Source organism: Delftia sp. JD2 (genome assembly GCF_001682645.1).
Classification (GTDB): domain Bacteria; phylum Pseudomonadota; class Gammaproteobacteria; order Burkholderiales; family Burkholderiaceae_C; genus Comamonas; species Comamonas acidovorans.
Map to the genome: position 1 here is coordinate 1 of NZ_LFJT01000092.1, position 15,791 is coordinate 15,791.

Here is a 15,791-nt window from a genome sequence, read left to right on the forward strand (position 1 = left end):
GACCGCAGCGGCCCGCAGCGCGTGACCTGCCTGGGTGCGGGCCTGGCCCTGGCGTCGTTTGCCGTGCTGGCACTGTCGCCCTGGCTGCCGGCCGGCGCACAGCTGCCGCTGCTGGTTGCCAGCGCCATCGGTTTCGACTTCGGCATCCAGGCCACGCTGGTGGCGCACCAGACCCTGGTGTATGGCCTGGACCCCGCTGCACGCAGCCGGCTCAATGCGCTGCTGTTCACGGGCGTGTTCATCGGCATGGCCTCGGGCTCGGCACTGGGCGCCCTGGCCCTGGCGCAGTGGGGCTGGAGCGGCGTGGTGGCCCTGGCCTGCGCGGCATCGGCGGCGGCATTGGCCGTGCGGCTGGCGGGCCGCAACCGCTGAACTTCCGCGGGCTGCCGGCAGGCCTATGCCCCGCCCTGCAGCCGTGCCGCGCGCTGGGCCAGCCGCTGCTGCTCCGAGGCGCGCAGGGCAGCGATCCGCGCCAGGATCTGCTGCTGCTTTTCCATCAGGCGCTGCGTGTGCACGCCATGCGCATCCCCCGCCAGGCCCTGGGCGATGCAGGCCAGCGCGCGCGCCGGGTCGCCGCGCTGTTGCCAGGTGTAGGCCAGGTTGAGCTGGGTGCGCGCATCGCGCGGGTCTATGCCTTCGGCCTGCAGGTAGGCCTCATGCGCGGCCGCGAACTGCTCCTGGCAGAACAGGCAGTCGCCCAGCACATTCCACAGCCAGGTACTGAGCCAGGGATTGAGGTCCAGCGCGCTGCGCGCCAGCTCGATGCCGGCGGAAAAGTCCCGCAGCTGCAGGCCCACGAATTCGGCCACCTCGCCCAGCAGCCGCCAGTCGCGCGGGCTGCGGGTGATGGCCTGGCGGTAGCTTTCCAGGGCGGCGTCCTGGCGGCCCGACTCCAGGTGCATGCGGGCCTCCTGGGCCGGGGCCTCGAAGAACTGCTGCGCGTCGGCGCTGAAGCGGTTGAGAAAGGCTGCCGCCGTGCGCTCGCATCCCTCGCCGATCAGCAGCCGCGCATGGATGGCCCTTTGCGCATCGCCCGAAGGCGCCAGCACCTGCCAGCCCTCGCGCCCGAACAATTGCGCCAGCAGCGGGAAGTTCAGGCCGATGGCGCTGGTGCGGCCAAAGCGCTGGGAGGCGCCCGCTTGGGCCGCCGCCTCGGGCGTGCAGGCGCCGTAGTCGTTGATGAGCACCAGCCCCTTGGGCGCCAGCCGCCGCTGCAGCGTCTGCAGCGCGCCAAAGGCGCCGTGGTTGACCAGCAGGCGCGGTGCCGCCTCGCTGACGGACAAGGCGGCATCCACCCAGGGCGACAGCGCTGCCTGGTCGCAGTCGAAGAAGCCCACCTCCTGCTCGAACAGGCCCACCAGGGGCAGCAGGCGCGCACGCTGGGCCGCATCCGCATGGTCCACCAGGGCACGGATCTCGCCCGGCGACAGCGCGGTGTACTGGCGCACGAGCTGGGCGTCATCGGTGAGGCGGGTGCGTATGCGCAATTCCTGCACCGGCCCGTCGCCCTGCCGCCGCACGACGGTGGCAGGCAGCACGTCCAGCACGTAGTTGCAGAACACGGCGTGCAGCGGTGGCAGGGGCACCGTGCTGCCGTCCGGCAGCTGCACGGCCTCGGGCCGCATGGCGTCGCAGCAGCCGGCCACGACTTGGCCGCCGAACTCGGCAAACAGCGCGCGCTCCTGCCATTGCGCGACCGTGCGGGGAGAGCCGTCGGTGACGTAGTAGACCAGCCGCTGGTCGAAATCACGCCCTTCCTGCTGGCACAGGTGCCGGAAGGCCTGCAGGAACATGCGCGCAAACAGGCCGCAGCCGGCGCCCAACTCCAGCACGGCAATGGCGCCTTGCGGCGCAGTGTCCGCGCAGTGGTGGAACAGCAGGGCCGCCGCATCTTCCGAGAGACGGCCGCTGTTGTTGACCACGTAGGGCACTTCGTTCTCGGCAAAGGTCAGCAGGCCGGCCTGCGCCCAGTGCAGATGGCCCAGCTCCCACTCGATGCTTTCGGTGATGGGGCGAAAGTCCTGCAGCAGCTGCGAGGCAACGCGCACGCCTGAAAGAACGTCCTGCGGGGCGCGGATGGCAGGCGGCCCGCCCGGCGCTGCGTCAGCGTCCATGGCGGAAAGGGACGCCGGAAGGGCCGCCGAAAGGGACGCGGACAGGGACACAGGCAGGGGCAGCGAAAGGGACAGTGGCGCGCGCAGGGCGGCCTCGCCCGTCGAAGGGTCGATTCTCAAGATGCTCTCTCCGGAAGATGCGATGGGAGCGACGCCTGCCTGCACGGCAGGCGTCCGGCCAGGCTCAGGGCACGGGCGCCCACTTGGACCAGTTCAGGTCGGCCTGCTCGAAATCGGCCTTGAGCATGCGGCGCATGGCGTCCACCTCGTCCTGGGTGATCTGCGCTTCCTTGACCTGCTTGCCGGTGGCCGCCGTGCGGGCCTTGGCAAGATCGGCCTTGGTCACGGAGGCTGTTCCAGCCCAGATGGACTTGGCGGACCCCACGTTCACCCAGTGCTTGCCCTGGGACTGCAGGTCGGCCTGGTAGGCGGATTTCCAGCCCATGTTGTTCTGCGACACGGCGTTGAGCAGCTTGGCCAGCGAGCGCTGGTTGCTCACCCCCTGCTGGGCGAATGCCTGCAGGTGAACGCGCTCGAACTTCAGCGGCAGCAGGCCCTGCTTGGCCGCCAGGCTGTCGCGCTCATTCCACCAGCGCGATGCATCAGCGGACTTGACGGCCTCCAGCTGGTTGAGCCAGTCGGCGTCGGTGACGATGCTGCCGTCGCCCTTGACCCACTGGAAGCGCTTGAAGCCGATGTCGGCCGCGCGGCCGAAGTTGTGGTTGCTCTCGCCCGGGCCGGCCTTGGTCTGGGTCTCGGCGGCCTGCTGGGCAAAGGTGCGCCGGCGCCCCGTGGGCGTGATCCACAGCGCGATCTTGTGCGTGTCATACATCTGCTGCACCAGGCTGGCCAGCTTGGCGCGGAAGGTGGGCTCGTACTCCGCATCGTTGGCAATGGCGGCCTTGCTGGTGGCCACGTCCTGGGCCTTGGCCTCCAGGTACACCGTCTTGGAGTTCTGCGCGGCGCGCATGCCCTGGTGCGAGGCCGGCAGCATGCCGCTGAGCTTGGCCACCGTAGCACCCCCGGCTGCCGCCAGGCCCAGCGCCTCCTTGGCACCCCCGGCCTGCGGCTGGCCCGGCGCGGCCTTGGCGGCGGCCAGCTTGTGGTCGTTCTGGAAACGCTCCAGCGCGGCGCGCGTCTGCGCGCCGTAGCTGCCGTCGTAGTCCACGCCCAGATACGGCGCGTTCTTGGCGTCCTTGACCACGCGCAGCATGGCCTGCAGCAGGGCCACGTCATGCACCTGGTTGCTGCCGCCCTCGCCTACGCTGTCCTTGATGTCAGGCATGTTTCTCCCCTCGTTGTGGTTGTCGATATGGCCCGCAGCAACGGCTCAGCGGGCGGGCTCGGGTTTGCGGTCGGTTTTGCGGTCGGTTTTGTTGCCGGTTTTTTTGCCGGGCTCCAGGCCGGCATCCGGCAGCAGGTGCACCAATGGCACGGTGCGCGGCTGCAGGCTGGGCGAACAGGCACGCAGCCGCAGCGATTCGGCATGCGCCTGCGCCATGTCCGCCGCCACCTGCACCAGGGCGTGTTGGGGCGCGGCGCCTGCGGGGCGTGTGCGCACGACGGAATAGGCGCCCAGGCATTCGGCCTGCTGCGCGCGTGCGGCACGTGCTGCCGCCACGCTGGCATAGCGCGCCGCCACCACGGCCTGCACGGCGGCCGGTGGTGCCGAGGCCTGCTCGGCAAACGCCTGCCGGTCCTTATTCCAGCGCAGGCTGCGGGTCTCGATCTGGTCGGGCGCATCGTCCTGCGGTGATGCATAGCGCACCAGCAGCACCGGAATCCGGCCCGTGGGCGCCAGCACCCAGCTTTGGTAGTTGCCCTGGGGCTCGTCGTACTGCCAGGCCAGGTGCGGGCCCTGGGCGGTGGCGACATACAGCGCATGGCGGCGCTTGGGATGATCAAAGCCCCCCATCTGCGTGACCAGCAGCGCACGCGAGCCGCCCTGCACGCCGGGCAGGCGCAAGCTGCGCACGGCAGCGGTGACGGTGTCTTCTTCCTCGCCAGTCGTCCACACGCGCTCAAGGTGCTGGAGCCCTGCTGCCGCAGACAGCGGATCACCCACGCCGTACAGCGGATCGGGCTGCGCCAATTGCGCCGGCCCCCTGGACGCCGGCCAGGACAGCGCCGCTGGCTGGCCCTGCTGCACACCGGCACGCACCAGCCGCAGCTCAAAGGGACAAGGCGCCGCCGTGCAGGCGGGCAGCGACAACTCATAGGCAGGCGCCCCCTTGGCCGTGCCGGACGGCAGGCTTTCCAGCACCTGCCGCTGCGGCCCGGCAGCGAGCGCCGCCCCGGCACCCAGCACCGCCACAAGGCTCAAGGCCAGTGCCCGCCAGGGCAGCGCCCCGCCACAGTAAAAATCGGAGCGCATTGAATGGTGAGCCATGGTGATAGCGGGTTTCTATGATTGGCCTGGGCTGTCGATACGCCGCAATACAGGAGGAATCTGCCGCAATGGGCTTGAAACAGGCATTCCAAGGCCCGGCGCCGCAGGCATTGTCTACAAGCTGGCATGCGGCGTCTGTTGCAAAATGCATCCGGCGCTTGAGAATTGCATTCAACATTTGCAATTCATCCAGGATGCATTCTGGAATCTTTCAAACCAGATAAATTTCATTTGAACAAAAATCAACAACATCAATGACTTACATGAAATTCACCCCAATTTCACAAAGCAAAGAAAATACCTTCTTGTATACATGACAGCTCCCGACATCTGCCCCCATCGAATGCACGGGCTGAGGAAAACCTGAATCAATGCGGATACGCCATGGGTTGCCCACTGCAAATAGTGCGCACCGAGGATTTCCTTGATGGACCCGCATCACAAGCTCGCCCGATTTCACGATACTGCAACCATTCACCGTCCCAAATGGCTTGCGGCTGAACGACCGGGGCGGCCTCGCCGGTTGTACCTGCAAGGTGCGGTGGGGCGCACGCGCATCGCTGCCGGTTCCAGCTTCTTACCGTGACCACCCGAAATCACTGCTACAATCGCTGGCTTCGGAGAGGTGGATGAGCGGTTTAAGTCGCACGCCTGGAAAGCGTGTGTGGGCTAATCCCCACCGCGGGTTCGAATCCCGCCCTCTCCGCCATACACCCAGCAAAACGGGCCCCTACACGGGGCCCGTTTTCGTTTCCGGGCCGGCTTGTGGCAAGGTTCATGCCCAGGTTTGCGCCCGCCGCGCCCGCCCCTGCCTCGGCCCCGCGCACCGGCCGCACATCAGGGAAAGCGACAGCACGGACACCCCCTCCAAGCCTTGCGCAGACGCGCCCCAGGGCTTGCAATAGGCAGCAGCTGGCAGCAATAGGCAAGCGTCTGACAAGCACATCCTTGTTTCGGTGATGTACTAGCTGCAACAAAGCCCCCAGGCGCGCAGCTTTGTGCAACAGCACCCCTGGCGCGAACGTGCATCCAGCCCCATGGCGCGCATGGCTTGCGGCGCTTGAGATTCGACGGAGGTTCCCCAATGGAAAGCAAGGTCATCAAGCTCCCTCAAGTCCTCTTAACTTCCGTCAATTTCTCTCAATTGACGATAGTTTTCAATCGAATCGGAGCAATCGATCGAAAATTCCAAAAACCCGCCGTATATTCCACACCGCTTTGCAGCCTGCCCGGCCCGTCTTCGGGCTGAGACGGGTCCTGCCCCCTGCCGGGTACAGCGCAGCACAAGAACGCACAAGCGAAGAGCACAGGAAAACGCAAAAGGGGTTGGCATGAAGATTCTTTCGTTTTTCGGGACCCGTCCCGAGGCCATCAAGATGGCGCCACTGGTCACGGCCCTGTCGCAGACGCGGGGCATCGAGAGCGTGGTGTGCGTCACCGGCCAGCACCGGCAGATGCTGGACCAGGTGATGGATCTGTTCGGCCTGCAGGCGCAGCACGATCTCGCCGTCATGCAACCCAACCAGACGCTCAACGGCCTGTTCTCCCGCGTGGTGGCAGGTGCCGATGGCGTGCTGGAGCAGGAAAAGCCCGACTACGTGCTGGTGCACGGCGACACCAGCACGGCCACGGCCTGCGCGCTGGCAGCGTTTCACCGCCGCATTCCGGTGGGCCACGTGGAAGCCGGCCTGCGCACCGGGGATCTGGCCCAGCCCTTTCCCGAAGAGATGAACCGCCGCGTGGTCGATGTGGTCAGCCAGTGGATGTTTGCGCCCACGCCCACGTCGCGCGCCAACCTGCTGGGCGAGAACCTGCAGGGCCGCATCGCCGTGACGGGCAACACCGTCATCGATGCGCTGGCCACGCTGTGCGACCGGCTCGATGCCCAGCCCGAGCTGGCCCGTGCCATTGCCCAGCGCCATCCCTGGGTGGATGCGCAGCGCCCGCTGCTGCTGGTCACGGGACACCGGCGCGAGAATTTCGGCGAAGGCTTCCAGAACATCTGCGCTGCGCTGGCCGAGCTGGCGCAGCGCCATCCGGACCTGCTCATCGTCTACCCCGTGCACTTCAACCCTGCCGTGCGCGAAGTGGTCATGCGCACGCTGGGCGGCATGGACAACATCCGCCTCATCGATCCGCTGGACTATGTGGACTTCGTCTGGTTCATGCAGCGCGCCCACATCATCCTGACCGACTCCGGCGGCGTGCAGGAAGAGGCGCCCTACCTGGGCAAGCCCGTGCTGGTGATGCGCGACGTGACCGAGCGGCCCGAGGCCGTATCGGCCGGCACCGTGCTGCTGGTGGGCACGCAGCGCGCGCGCATCGTGGCCGAGGTCGACCGGCTGCTGGCCGACGAGGGGCACCACGCCTCGTTTGCGCGCCGCATCAATCCCTATGGCGATGGCCAGGCCTCGCAGCGCATCGTGCGTGCCCTGCTGGGACAGCCCTTCGACGAGTTTGCCGCCGGACACACAGGCGCCGCGGCCGTCCCGGGCATAGCGGCGGCCGTGACCAAGGGCATGGCGCCGGCCTGAACCACGCACGCACCACACCGCGCACCACGTCCACGAAGCGCATTACGAATCGAGCACCGAAGTGAGAAAAGAGGCCCCCATGCAACCGACCATCCGCCAATCGCTTTCCCGCACCGGGGCCCGCTGGGCGCTGGGTTCGCTGCTGGGCCTGGGCGCCCTGTTCGCGCAGACGGCCTCGGCCTCGGCGCTGGGTGACGCCATACGCCAGCTGGGCGCCAGCGACGGGCTGCAGCGCAGCGTCACGCTCAAGGAGCTGGGCATCGTCGATCCCGTGGTGCTGGCCGGCACGGCCACCCAGGACTTCTACCTGCCCGTGCCGCGCGGCCTGCCGCTGGGCGATGCCAGCATTGCCTTCGACAGCCGCTACCTCAAGGGCGAGCCCGGCGTCTCGACCGTGGTGATCTCGCTCAACGGCACGCCCGCCGTGTCGCAGACCGTGCCCGACGGTGACGGCACGCTGCAGCGCACGCTGCCCGTCGCCCAGCAGGCCCGCGCCAGCGATTTCGTGCGGCTGGGCGTGAACTGGCGCAGCCGCAACGGCCAGGTGCGATGCGATGACAACCACTCCCTGGCCAACTCCCTGACCATCTCGCCGCAGACACGGCTGAGCTACCGCGTGGACCCGCGCGATGTGCGCAGCATCGAAGATGTCTGGAACACCCTGCCCGTGCGCACCACCGTGCTGGTGGCCGGCCGGCAGCTGGAGCAGGCCTCGTTCGACAGTGCCTGGCGCATTGGCGCCAGCCTGCAGCGCAACAACAGGCGCATGACGGTGAACGCATTGCCCGCCGTGGGGGAGACGCTGGACCTGCGCGGCCTGGAGGTTCCCGCCGCCCTGGCCGGCGTGCCCGCCTTTGCCGCACTGCGCGGCGCCGAGCCCCAGCACAAGCTGGCCAGTGACGCCGAACTGGGCGCGCTGCTCATGCTGGGGGCCGCCCAGGTCAGCGGAGACATCGTGGTGGCCGACAAGGCACTGCAGCAGCGCCTGACCGCCGCCTTCGCGGCCCTGCAGGCCCAGCTGGCGGCCGACCCCGATGCGGGCCAGGCCCTGCAGCAATGGCGCGCCCGGCGCGCGCCGCTGGCCAACGAGGCGCTGGCCTCGCAGCAGTTGCGCGCCCTGCCCATGGGCCGCCAGATGGTGCTGGCCGTGGCCGCCGACGCGGGTGCGCGCGTGGCCGGCCTGCAGGAGGCCGCCCTGCAGCGCCTGCTGGTCAGCGACAACGTGACCGTGGCCGCGGCCCAGCCCCCGCAATGGGACGAGGCCAAGGGCATACGCCTGTCCAGCCTGGGCGGCAGTCCCGACAGCTTCGACGTGCTGTCGCGCGGCGACTGGACGATGAACTTCCCGCTGAGCGCCGTGGCCTCGCAGGGCCAGATGCCGGGCGAGATCACGCTTTACGTGGCCGCCGCCCCCGGCGCCTCGGCCACGCGCCCCGTGGCCACGCTGTTCTGGAACGGCATGCTGCTGTCGGCCCGCCAGCTGGAGGCCAACGGCCAGCCCGAACGCCTGCGCGCCCGTGTGCCCGGCTATGCGCTGGGCATCAACAACACCTTGCGGGTGTCCGTGCAGCGCCAGCCCTACTCGGCCGACTGCAACGAGATTCCCCAGCCCTACCCCGCCAGCGTGCTGCCGGCCATCAGCTACGTGACGCCCGGCAAGGCCGAGGCCAACGGCAGCTTCATCGGCCTGCTGCCGCTGCTGGGCGCCAAGTCGCAGTTCCTGGTGCCCGCCAGCTATCTGTCGGCGGCGCCGGCCGCGCTGGAGCGCATGGCCAACCTGGCGGCCGCCAGCGGCCTGTCGGCTTCGCAGGCCGAGCTGGTCGTGGCACAGGCTGATGCAACGGCCAAGCCCTCCATGCCCTTTGTCGCCATGGAAGTGCCGGTGGACGGCGCCAAGCCCCTGGTGACGGTAACGGACCGGCAGCAGCTGCGCATCCGCGGCAAGTCGGCGGACTGGCTGGACATCAAGGGACTCAAGCAACTGTCCTCGGCCGAAGTGGTCACGGCAGGCGGCCAGCAGGGCGTGCTGTGGCATGCCATCGGCGAGTGGACGGGCGGCCTGGGCGAGCCCTTCCTGCTCAATCGCGGCAACATCGCCGTGATCGGTGGCGACGGCCCGCTGGCCTGGGTGGACAGCAGCAATCCCGAAACCGGCATTCCGTCGGGTCCGCGCGAAAGCGCCTTCCACGAATGGCGCAACTTCCTGTCCTGGAGCGTGCCGGGCATCGCCATCGCGCTGTTCGTGGTGCTGCTGCTGGTGGTGCTGGCCTGGGCGGTGGCGCGCAGCAAGCAGTCCAAGCACTGAGCCCGGCCCGGGCAACGATGACGACGGCATGAGGCGATCGCCATGATCTCTTCCCTCTACTGGCCCTACCTGGTGGCCGACTACTACCACGCGCTGGAGATCGTCAGCGCCGTGGTGGCCGTCGTCATCCTGCTGTCCAGCATCGACGACCTGTTCATCGACGCCTGGTACTGGGTGCGCGAGGCCTGGCGCGCGCTGACCGTCAAGCGCCGCTACCAGCCGCTCAAGGCACAGCAGTTGCAGGAGGTCGAGGAAAAGCCGCTGGCCATCATGGTGCCGGCCTGGCTGGAGTACGACGTGATCGCGCCCATGCTGGAGAGCATGGTGGGCACGCTGGACTACAAGAACTACATGATCTTCGTGGGCACCTACCGCAACGACGAGCGCACCAAGAACGAGGTCGAGCGCATGCGCCGGCGCTACCGCCAGTTGGTCCGCGTGGAGGTGCCCCATGACGGCCCCACCTGCAAGGCCGACTGCCTCAATTGGATCGTGCAGGCCATCTTCCAGCAGAACACGCTGCAGCCCGAGCCCTTTGCCGGCGTGATCCTGCACGACAGCGAGGACGTGCTGCACCCGCTGGAGCTCAAGTACTACAACTACCTGCTGCCGCGCATGGACTTCATCCAGCTGCCCGTGACCTCCCTGGAGCGCGAGTGGTACGAGCTGGTGGCCGGCACCTACATGGACGAATTCGCCGAATGGCACACCAAGGACCTGGTGGTGCGCGAGAGCATGTCGCACATGGTGCCCTCGGCCGGCGTGGGCACCTGCTTTTCGCGCAAGGCGATGGAGGAGCTGGCGGCCGAGACCCACAACCAGCCCTTCAACACCGACACGCTGACCGAGGACTACGACATCGGCGCTCGGCTGGCGCGCCGGGGCATGAAGCAGATCTTCGGCAAGTTCCCCGTGGACTACGTGATACGGCGCAAGCCGCTGTTCGGCCTGGGCAAGGAAAAGGTGTCCACGCTGACCATGCCGCTGGGCATCCGCGAGTTCTTTCCCAACACCTTCAAGACCGCCTACCGGCAAAAGGCGCGCTGGACACTGGGCATCGGCCTGCAGGGCTGGAGCCAGGTCGGCTGGGCCGGGCCGCTGTCCACCAAGTACCTGCTGTTCCGTGACCGCAAGGGGCTGGTGACCTCCTTCGTGGCCATCCTGGCCTATCTGCTGCTGCTGAACTTCCTGCTGTTCCTGCTGGCCGATCACATGGGCTGGTGGACGGTGTACTACCCGTCCCTGTTCGCTCCCAACGGCTGGCTGGTGACGCTGATGAGCGTCAACGTCATCGCCCTGCTGCTGCGCGTGGTGCAGCGCGCCTGGTTCGTCTCGCGCCTGTACGGCTGGGAGCACGCCATGCTGTCCATCCCGCGCATGGTGATCGGCAACTTCATCAATGCCATGGCGGCGGCGCGCGCCTGGAAGCTGTTCATCGTCCACCTGGTCACGGGCAAGCGCCTGGCCTGGGACAAGACCATGCACGACTTCCCGTCCACCGACCAGTTGAGCCACCAGCGCCAGCGCCTGGGCGAGCTGCTGCTGTCATGGCAGGCCATCGACGAAACCCGGCTGGCCACCGCGCTGGAGATACAGCAGCGCGAACGCCGTCCGCTGGGCGCCATCCTCATGGAGCAGGGCTGGCTCGACGAGGCCACGCTGCGCGAGGCCATCAGCTTCCAGCAGGGGGAGCCCACCGACCCCACGGTGCATCCCGACATTCCCGCACAAGGCATTCCAAGCACCCCAAGGGCCGGCATATGAAGCATCTCGCTCCCCTCGTTCGCCCTCTCACGCTGGCCGCGCTGCTGGGCGCCGGCTGGAACACGCCGCCGGCCTGGCCGCAGGCCGTGGCGGCCGTCAAGGCGGAGGCGCCGCTCAGGGGCCGCGCGTGGCAACTGGCCAACCAGGCCTATGCCCACTACCAGGCCGGCCGCTTTGCACGGGCCGCGACCGCCGCCGCATCGGCCGTACAGCTGCGCCCCGACCTGCTGCGCCTGCGCATGCTGCTGATCTACTCGCTGCAAAAGCAGGGCAAGAACGAGGAAGCGCTCAAGGCCATCGCCTCGGCCCGCGCCGCCGGGCTGGACGAGGCCACGCTGCAGCAGGCCGAAACCAATGTGCGGGCCGCAGCGGCAGGCGGGGCGGCGGGCGGGCCTGCGGGGGCCACGGCTTCCGAGGCCTACAACAAGGCCTTTCCCATCGCCACGCAGGCCTACACCGACTACAACGCCAAGAACTACGCGGACAGCGCGCGCAGGGCCGAGCAGGCCTTTCGCCTGGACCCCAGCCAGGGCCAGTGGGCGCTGCTGTGGATAGGCGCGCTGGAGGCGCAGGAGCAACTGGGCGCCGCCATCGAGGCCGCAGATGCCGCCCTGGCCCTGGACCCCCCCAACAAAAGCGACCTGGTGGCCAAGCGCCAGACCCTGCGCCGCAGCCAGGCCGTGCTGCCGGCGCAAAAGGCCTACCAGGCGCTGATCGCCAACAACCCGGCGCAGGCCGTGCCCTTTGCGCGCGAGGCCGTGGCGCTGGCGCCGGGAACGGCATCGCACCGCCTGCTGCTGATCACCTCGCTGCTGCTGGCCGAGCAGTTGCCCGATGCGGAAAAAGCCGCAGACGAGGCGCTGGCGCAGGACAACGAAGACACAGCGGCGCTGGGCATGCGCGGCTACATCCGCCAGCGCCAGGGCAAGACCGCACAGGCCAACGAGGACTTCGATGCCGTGCTCAAGCAGGACTGGCTGGACGAAAAGCAGTCCGCCAACCTGCGCCTGATCGCCGCCGACGCGGCCCTGGCCGCTGGCGACGCGGCACGCGCCCGCGCGCTGCTGGCGCCCATGCCGGCACAGGATGAATCCGTGGCCCGCCGCCTCAAGCAAGCCGATGACCTGCGCCCCGGCCGCGATACGCCCATGGTGGCCGATACGCGCGGCGCCTCGCAGACCCTGGCCATGGCCGACTACCCGCCGCCCCTGCAGGACTGCCGCGACACGCCCTATGGCACGGTCTGCGAGCTGCAGCCTTCCGATGCCCAGGGCACGGGCGGCCCCAGCGCCCAGGCCTATGCGGCCTACGCGCGCCAGGACTACAAGGCCGCCATCGAACATGCGCAAACGGCCGTGGAGCAGGACCCCGACAATGCGCAACTGCAAAAGCTGCTGACCACCACGCTGGCCGCAGGCAACCGCGACCAGCAGGGCCAGGCCCTGCTGCGGCTGGACAAGTCCCTGTCCCTCACCCCCAACGACGCCCAGCTGCTGATGCAGCGCGGCTACCTGTACTCGCGCCAGGAAGAGCCGGCCAAGGCGCTGCAGGACTTTCGCGCGGCGCGCGCCACGGGCGAGGCGCCAGCGGGCGCCATGCTGGACGAAGGCTATGCGCTGGCCGGCACCGGCGACAACCGGGGCGCCGTGCGCACCTTCAAGGAAGCCATCGACCTGGACGACGCCGGCACCGCCAAGCTCACGCCCGGCCAGCGCGAGAACGCACGCAGCGCCGTCTCCGGCTACGCACGCGAGTGGGGCGCCATCGTCTCCATGGGCTACCGGGGTGCGCGGCCTGCGGGGCGTGCATTCTCGGACGGCATCCTCACCCAGGCCGGCGATGCGGTCTTCGGCACGGCCGAGGCCTACTGGCGCCCGTCCAACTTCCTGAACTCATCGACGCGCATCTTCGATGTCTACGGACGGCTGGGCAGCACCTTGCATGACGGCGGCGGCACCACGCTGGGCCAAAGCGCCATCGACCCCTGCACGGGCCTGCCCATCAATGTGCAGGCCGGCGACAACCGGGGCATCTCGGGCCTGCCCACCACCACGGGCTCGCTGGGCATGCGCTTCACGCCGTCCACCAAGTACGCGCTGACCTTCGGCATAGAGCGCCAGTTCAACATCGGCTCCGCCACGCGCTCGGGCTTCATCACGCCTGAATCGCCCCAGCTGCGCTGCCTGATGAGCGGGCGCGATCCGCTCAACCCCACGGGCCCCGCGCTGGGCAATCCCATCTCGGCCAAATACAGCGCAGGCGCGGGCCAGGGCGGGTGGCTGGCCTATGTCACCCATGGCTTCTACGAGGGAACGGGCCGGCGCACGGACCGCTCCAGCTGGTTCACCATGGAAGGCTACAGCCAGGCCGGCTATGCCAACCAGAGCATGGCCTCGCGCTTCACGCTGACCGACCAGACCAGCGGCGCCCAGGTGGGCGACGGCTCGGGCCGCTACAAGCGCGAGCAATGGTTCTTCTCCACCGAGGCCCGCATCGGCCGCAGCTTCCGCGCCGACGGCATCAACCAGGGGCTGGTGATCTTTCCGTTCGGCGTGGTCGCGGCCGATTGGATCAAGCAGAGGAACCGCGTCGATGTGCGCTCCCTGCAGGCCGCCCCGGGCGCCACGCCCACCGCAGCCCAATTGGCCGCCCAGCAGGGGCAGACGCTGGCCCTGCAAGGCAATGGCAGCAGCTGGTCCGCCAGCGCAGGCGTGGGCGTCAGCCTGCGCCAATGGTTCCGCGAAAGCCACTACAGCACGGCCCAGTCCTATCTGGACTGGTCCATGCAGTACCGCTTCAACATCGGTGGCGGCCAGGCCGACCGGGCCAAGGGCCTTTTCATGACGCTGACGCTGTCCTATTGAAGGCCCTGCCCCGCCGCCGCCACCACCACACAGACAAGAGAAAAGGAGAAAGCTCCCATGGATTCGACCAAGCAAGCACCCCGCCCCGCCCTGCACGGACTGCGCTCGGGCATGGCGCGCGCCGCACGCGGGCTGGCCGGCTGCGCACTGGTGCTGGGCGCGCTGGCAGCGCAGGGTACGGCACAGGCCCAGGCACAGGACAGCTCCTCCATCGTTCTCAGGGGCAAGGATGGCTGGCTGTTTCCGGGCTGGGGCAGCCTGACCCAGGTGGACCGCGCCGGCATCACGGAATCCACCCGGCTGATCACCGAGGCGCGCAACCTGCTGGCCGCGCGCGGCGTGAAGCTGCAGGTGCTGCTGCTGCCCGACAAGGTGCGCTTCTATGCCGACAAGATGCCCGACGGCAAGGCCATGAGCGCCGATGTCCAGGGCCGCTACAAGCAGGTGCTGCAGGCGCTGCAGGCCGCCGGCATTCCCAGCTTTGACGACGAGGCCGTGCTGCGCACCGTGCGCGACAGCGGCAAGGACGTGTTCTACCGCACCGACCAGCACTGGACCCAGGCGGCAGCCGACGCCACGGCCGAGGCCACCGCCCGCATGGTCCAGGGCGAGGTGCCCCAGCTGGCCGGCAGCGCCGGCAGCGGCCTGGCCCTGGGCGATACCGTCACCGAGCGCCGCTATGGCGACCTGGCCGAGCTGTTTCTGACCGCCGAGGAGCGCAAGCAGATCGGCCGCGAGGTCTACACCGTGCGCCGCCAGGCTCCGGCCAAGGGCCTGCTCGACGATGAGCCTGCCCCCGTCCATGTCACCGGCCACAGCATGGTCCAGCCCTACTTCGGCTTTCCGCAAAAGCTCTCCAACCTGCTGGACCGCCCGGTCTCGCTGAACTGGAAGCCCGGCAACGTGGGCCAGTGGACCATGCTGCTGGAGTACCTGGAGTCGCCGGCCTTCAAGTCCCACAAGCCCCAGGTGCTGGTGTGGCAGATGTTCGAGCCCACCTACAGCTACGGCCCCAACGCGGCCGGCCAGTGGGACAACGCCTCGCTCATGCCCAACGCCACCTGGCTGGAGCGGCTGCGGGCCGCGCTCAAGGGCTGACACCGTGGACCCCACCGCGCAAGAACTGCAAACCGACAAAGGACACCGGCGCAACGCCTGGATCTGGGGTGCCCTGCTGCTGTCGGGCCTGGCCTGGGGCGGCTGGACGCTGGCCAGCGGGGGACCGAAGGCCGGCGAGCTGCAACTGACCGCCTGGCTGGATGGCCGCGCGGGCGCGGCGCTGAACAAGGGCCTGCGCCTGCCTGCACAGTCCTCGCTGGAAACCGGCCAGGCCGCGCTGCGCTACCGCCTGCTGGGCGATACGGGAGCGCAGGTGGCCCTGGGCTGCCCGCAATGGATGTTCTACCGCGACGGCCTGCGGCCCCAGCCCGGCACGGGCGCCGCGCCCTTCGAGGCGCGCCAGCGCCTGCTGCGCCACTGGACCCGGCAGTTGCAGGACAAAGGCATTGCCACCCTGGTGGTGGCCGTGCCCGACAAGTCGCGCATCGAGGCCGCCCATCTGTGCGGCCTGCCCGTGGCACCCGTGATGCTCCAGCGCCTGGACCTGTGGCAGCAGCGCCTGCAAGCCGACGGCATTGCCTTCGCCGATCTGCGCCCCGCCCTGCAGACACAGGAGCAGGCGCAACCCGTTTTCTTTCGCACCGACGTGCACATGAATGCCGAGGGCGCACGCGCCGCCGCCCTGGCCGTGGCCCAGGCCGCGCTGCCGCTGCTGGGCGGGCAGCGCGGCGCCCAGGCCTTCGAGGAATCCGCGCCCGGGCC

At 68.8% G+C, this 15,791-nt stretch carries 8 protein-coding genes, 1 tRNA gene and 2 pseudogenes; 8 read left to right on the forward strand and 3 right to left on the reverse strand.

What is annotated here, in order from left to right:
- Nucleotides 1–372, forward strand: a pseudogene (locus tag ACM14_RS28685) (MFS transporter); the annotation flags it as partial.
- A 23-nt stretch (nt 373–395) separates the two neighbouring features.
- Here the strand turns inward: ACM14_RS28685 and ACM14_RS28690 are convergent.
- The 3 genes from ACM14_RS28690 to ACM14_RS28700 all read right to left on the reverse strand — a co-directional run bounded on the left by ACM14_RS28690 (nt 396) and on the right by ACM14_RS28700 (nt 4,488).
- Complete coding sequence (locus tag ACM14_RS28690; protein WP_065348034.1) at nt 396–2,234, reverse strand: tetratricopeptide repeat protein; 1,839 nt, start codon at nt 2,232–2,234, stop codon at nt 396–398.
- A gap of 64 nt (nt 2,235–2,298) precedes the next feature.
- A complete protein-coding gene (locus ACM14_RS28695; RefSeq protein ID WP_063326544.1) occupies nt 2,299–3,399 on the reverse strand; it encodes a peptidoglycan-binding protein in 1,101 nt (366 codons plus the stop codon).
- Between the two features lie 45 nt (nt 3,400–3,444).
- Nucleotides 3,445–4,488: a hypothetical protein gene (locus tag ACM14_RS28700; RefSeq protein WP_065348035.1), complete on the reverse strand. Its 1,044-nt coding sequence runs from the start codon at nt 4,486–4,488 to the stop codon at nt 3,445–3,447.
- A gap of 634 nt (nt 4,489–5,122) precedes the next feature.
- Here ACM14_RS28700 and ACM14_RS28705 point away from each other — a divergent pair.
- The 7 genes and pseudogenes from ACM14_RS28705 to ACM14_RS28735 all read left to right on the forward strand — a co-directional run.
- Nucleotides 5,123–5,212: transfer RNA gene (locus tag ACM14_RS28705), tRNA-Ser, on the forward strand.
- A gap of 622 nt (nt 5,213–5,834) precedes the next feature.
- Nucleotides 5,835–7,037: a non-hydrolyzing UDP-N-acetylglucosamine 2-epimerase gene (wecB, locus tag ACM14_RS28710; protein WP_065348036.1), complete on the forward strand. Its 1,203-nt coding sequence runs from the start codon at nt 5,835–5,837 to the stop codon at nt 7,035–7,037.
- Between the two features lie 79 nt (nt 7,038–7,116).
- Nucleotides 7,117–9,342, forward strand: a complete 2,226-nt coding sequence (locus ACM14_RS28715; RefSeq protein ID WP_065348037.1) for a hypothetical protein — start codon at nt 7,117–7,119, stop codon at nt 9,340–9,342.
- Nucleotides 9,343–9,384: 42 nt separating this feature from the next.
- Nucleotides 9,385–11,106, forward strand: a complete 1,722-nt coding sequence (locus ACM14_RS28720) for a glycosyl transferase family protein (protein ID WP_012204791.1) — start codon at nt 9,385–9,387, stop codon at nt 11,104–11,106.
- Complete coding sequence (locus tag ACM14_RS28725) at nt 11,103–13,970, forward strand: tetratricopeptide repeat protein (protein WP_065348038.1); 2,868 nt, start codon at nt 11,103–11,105, stop codon at nt 13,968–13,970. The genes ACM14_RS28720 and ACM14_RS28725 overlap by 4 nt, the downstream gene beginning before the upstream one ends.
- A 57-nt stretch (nt 13,971–14,027) precedes the next feature.
- The gene (locus tag ACM14_RS28730; RefSeq protein ID WP_065348039.1) at nt 14,028–15,068 is read left to right on the forward strand and encodes a twin-arginine translocation pathway signal; all 1,041 of its coding nucleotides are present in this window, start codon (nt 14,028–14,030) and stop codon (nt 15,066–15,068) included.
- A 4-nt stretch (nt 15,069–15,072) separates the two neighbouring features.
- Nucleotides 15,073–15,791: pseudogene (locus ACM14_RS28735) on the forward strand (cell division protein FtsQ); the annotation flags it as partial.

Bases quoted from the DNA above. Each gene is read 5' to 3' on its own strand.
- ACM14_RS28695 (WP_063326544.1), bottom strand. From the start codon at position 3,399: ATGCCTGACATCAAGGACAGCGTAGGCGAGGGCGGCAGCAACCAGGTG.
- ACM14_RS28700 (WP_065348035.1), bottom strand. From the start codon at position 4,488: ATGCGCTCCGATTTTTACTGTGGCGGGGCGCTGCCCTGGCGGGCACTG.
- wecB (WP_065348036.1), top strand. From the start codon at position 5,835: ATGAAGATTCTTTCGTTTTTCGGGACCCGTCCCGAGGCCATCAAGATG.
- ACM14_RS28715 (WP_065348037.1), top strand. From the start codon at position 7,117: ATGCAACCGACCATCCGCCAATCGCTTTCCCGCACCGGGGCCCGCTGG.
- ACM14_RS28720 (WP_012204791.1), top strand. From the start codon at position 9,385: ATGATCTCTTCCCTCTACTGGCCCTACCTGGTGGCCGACTACTACCAC.
- ACM14_RS28725 (WP_065348038.1), top strand. From the start codon at position 11,103: ATGAAGCATCTCGCTCCCCTCGTTCGCCCTCTCACGCTGGCCGCGCTG.
- ACM14_RS28730 (WP_065348039.1), top strand. From the start codon at position 14,028: ATGGATTCGACCAAGCAAGCACCCCGCCCCGCCCTGCACGGACTGCGC.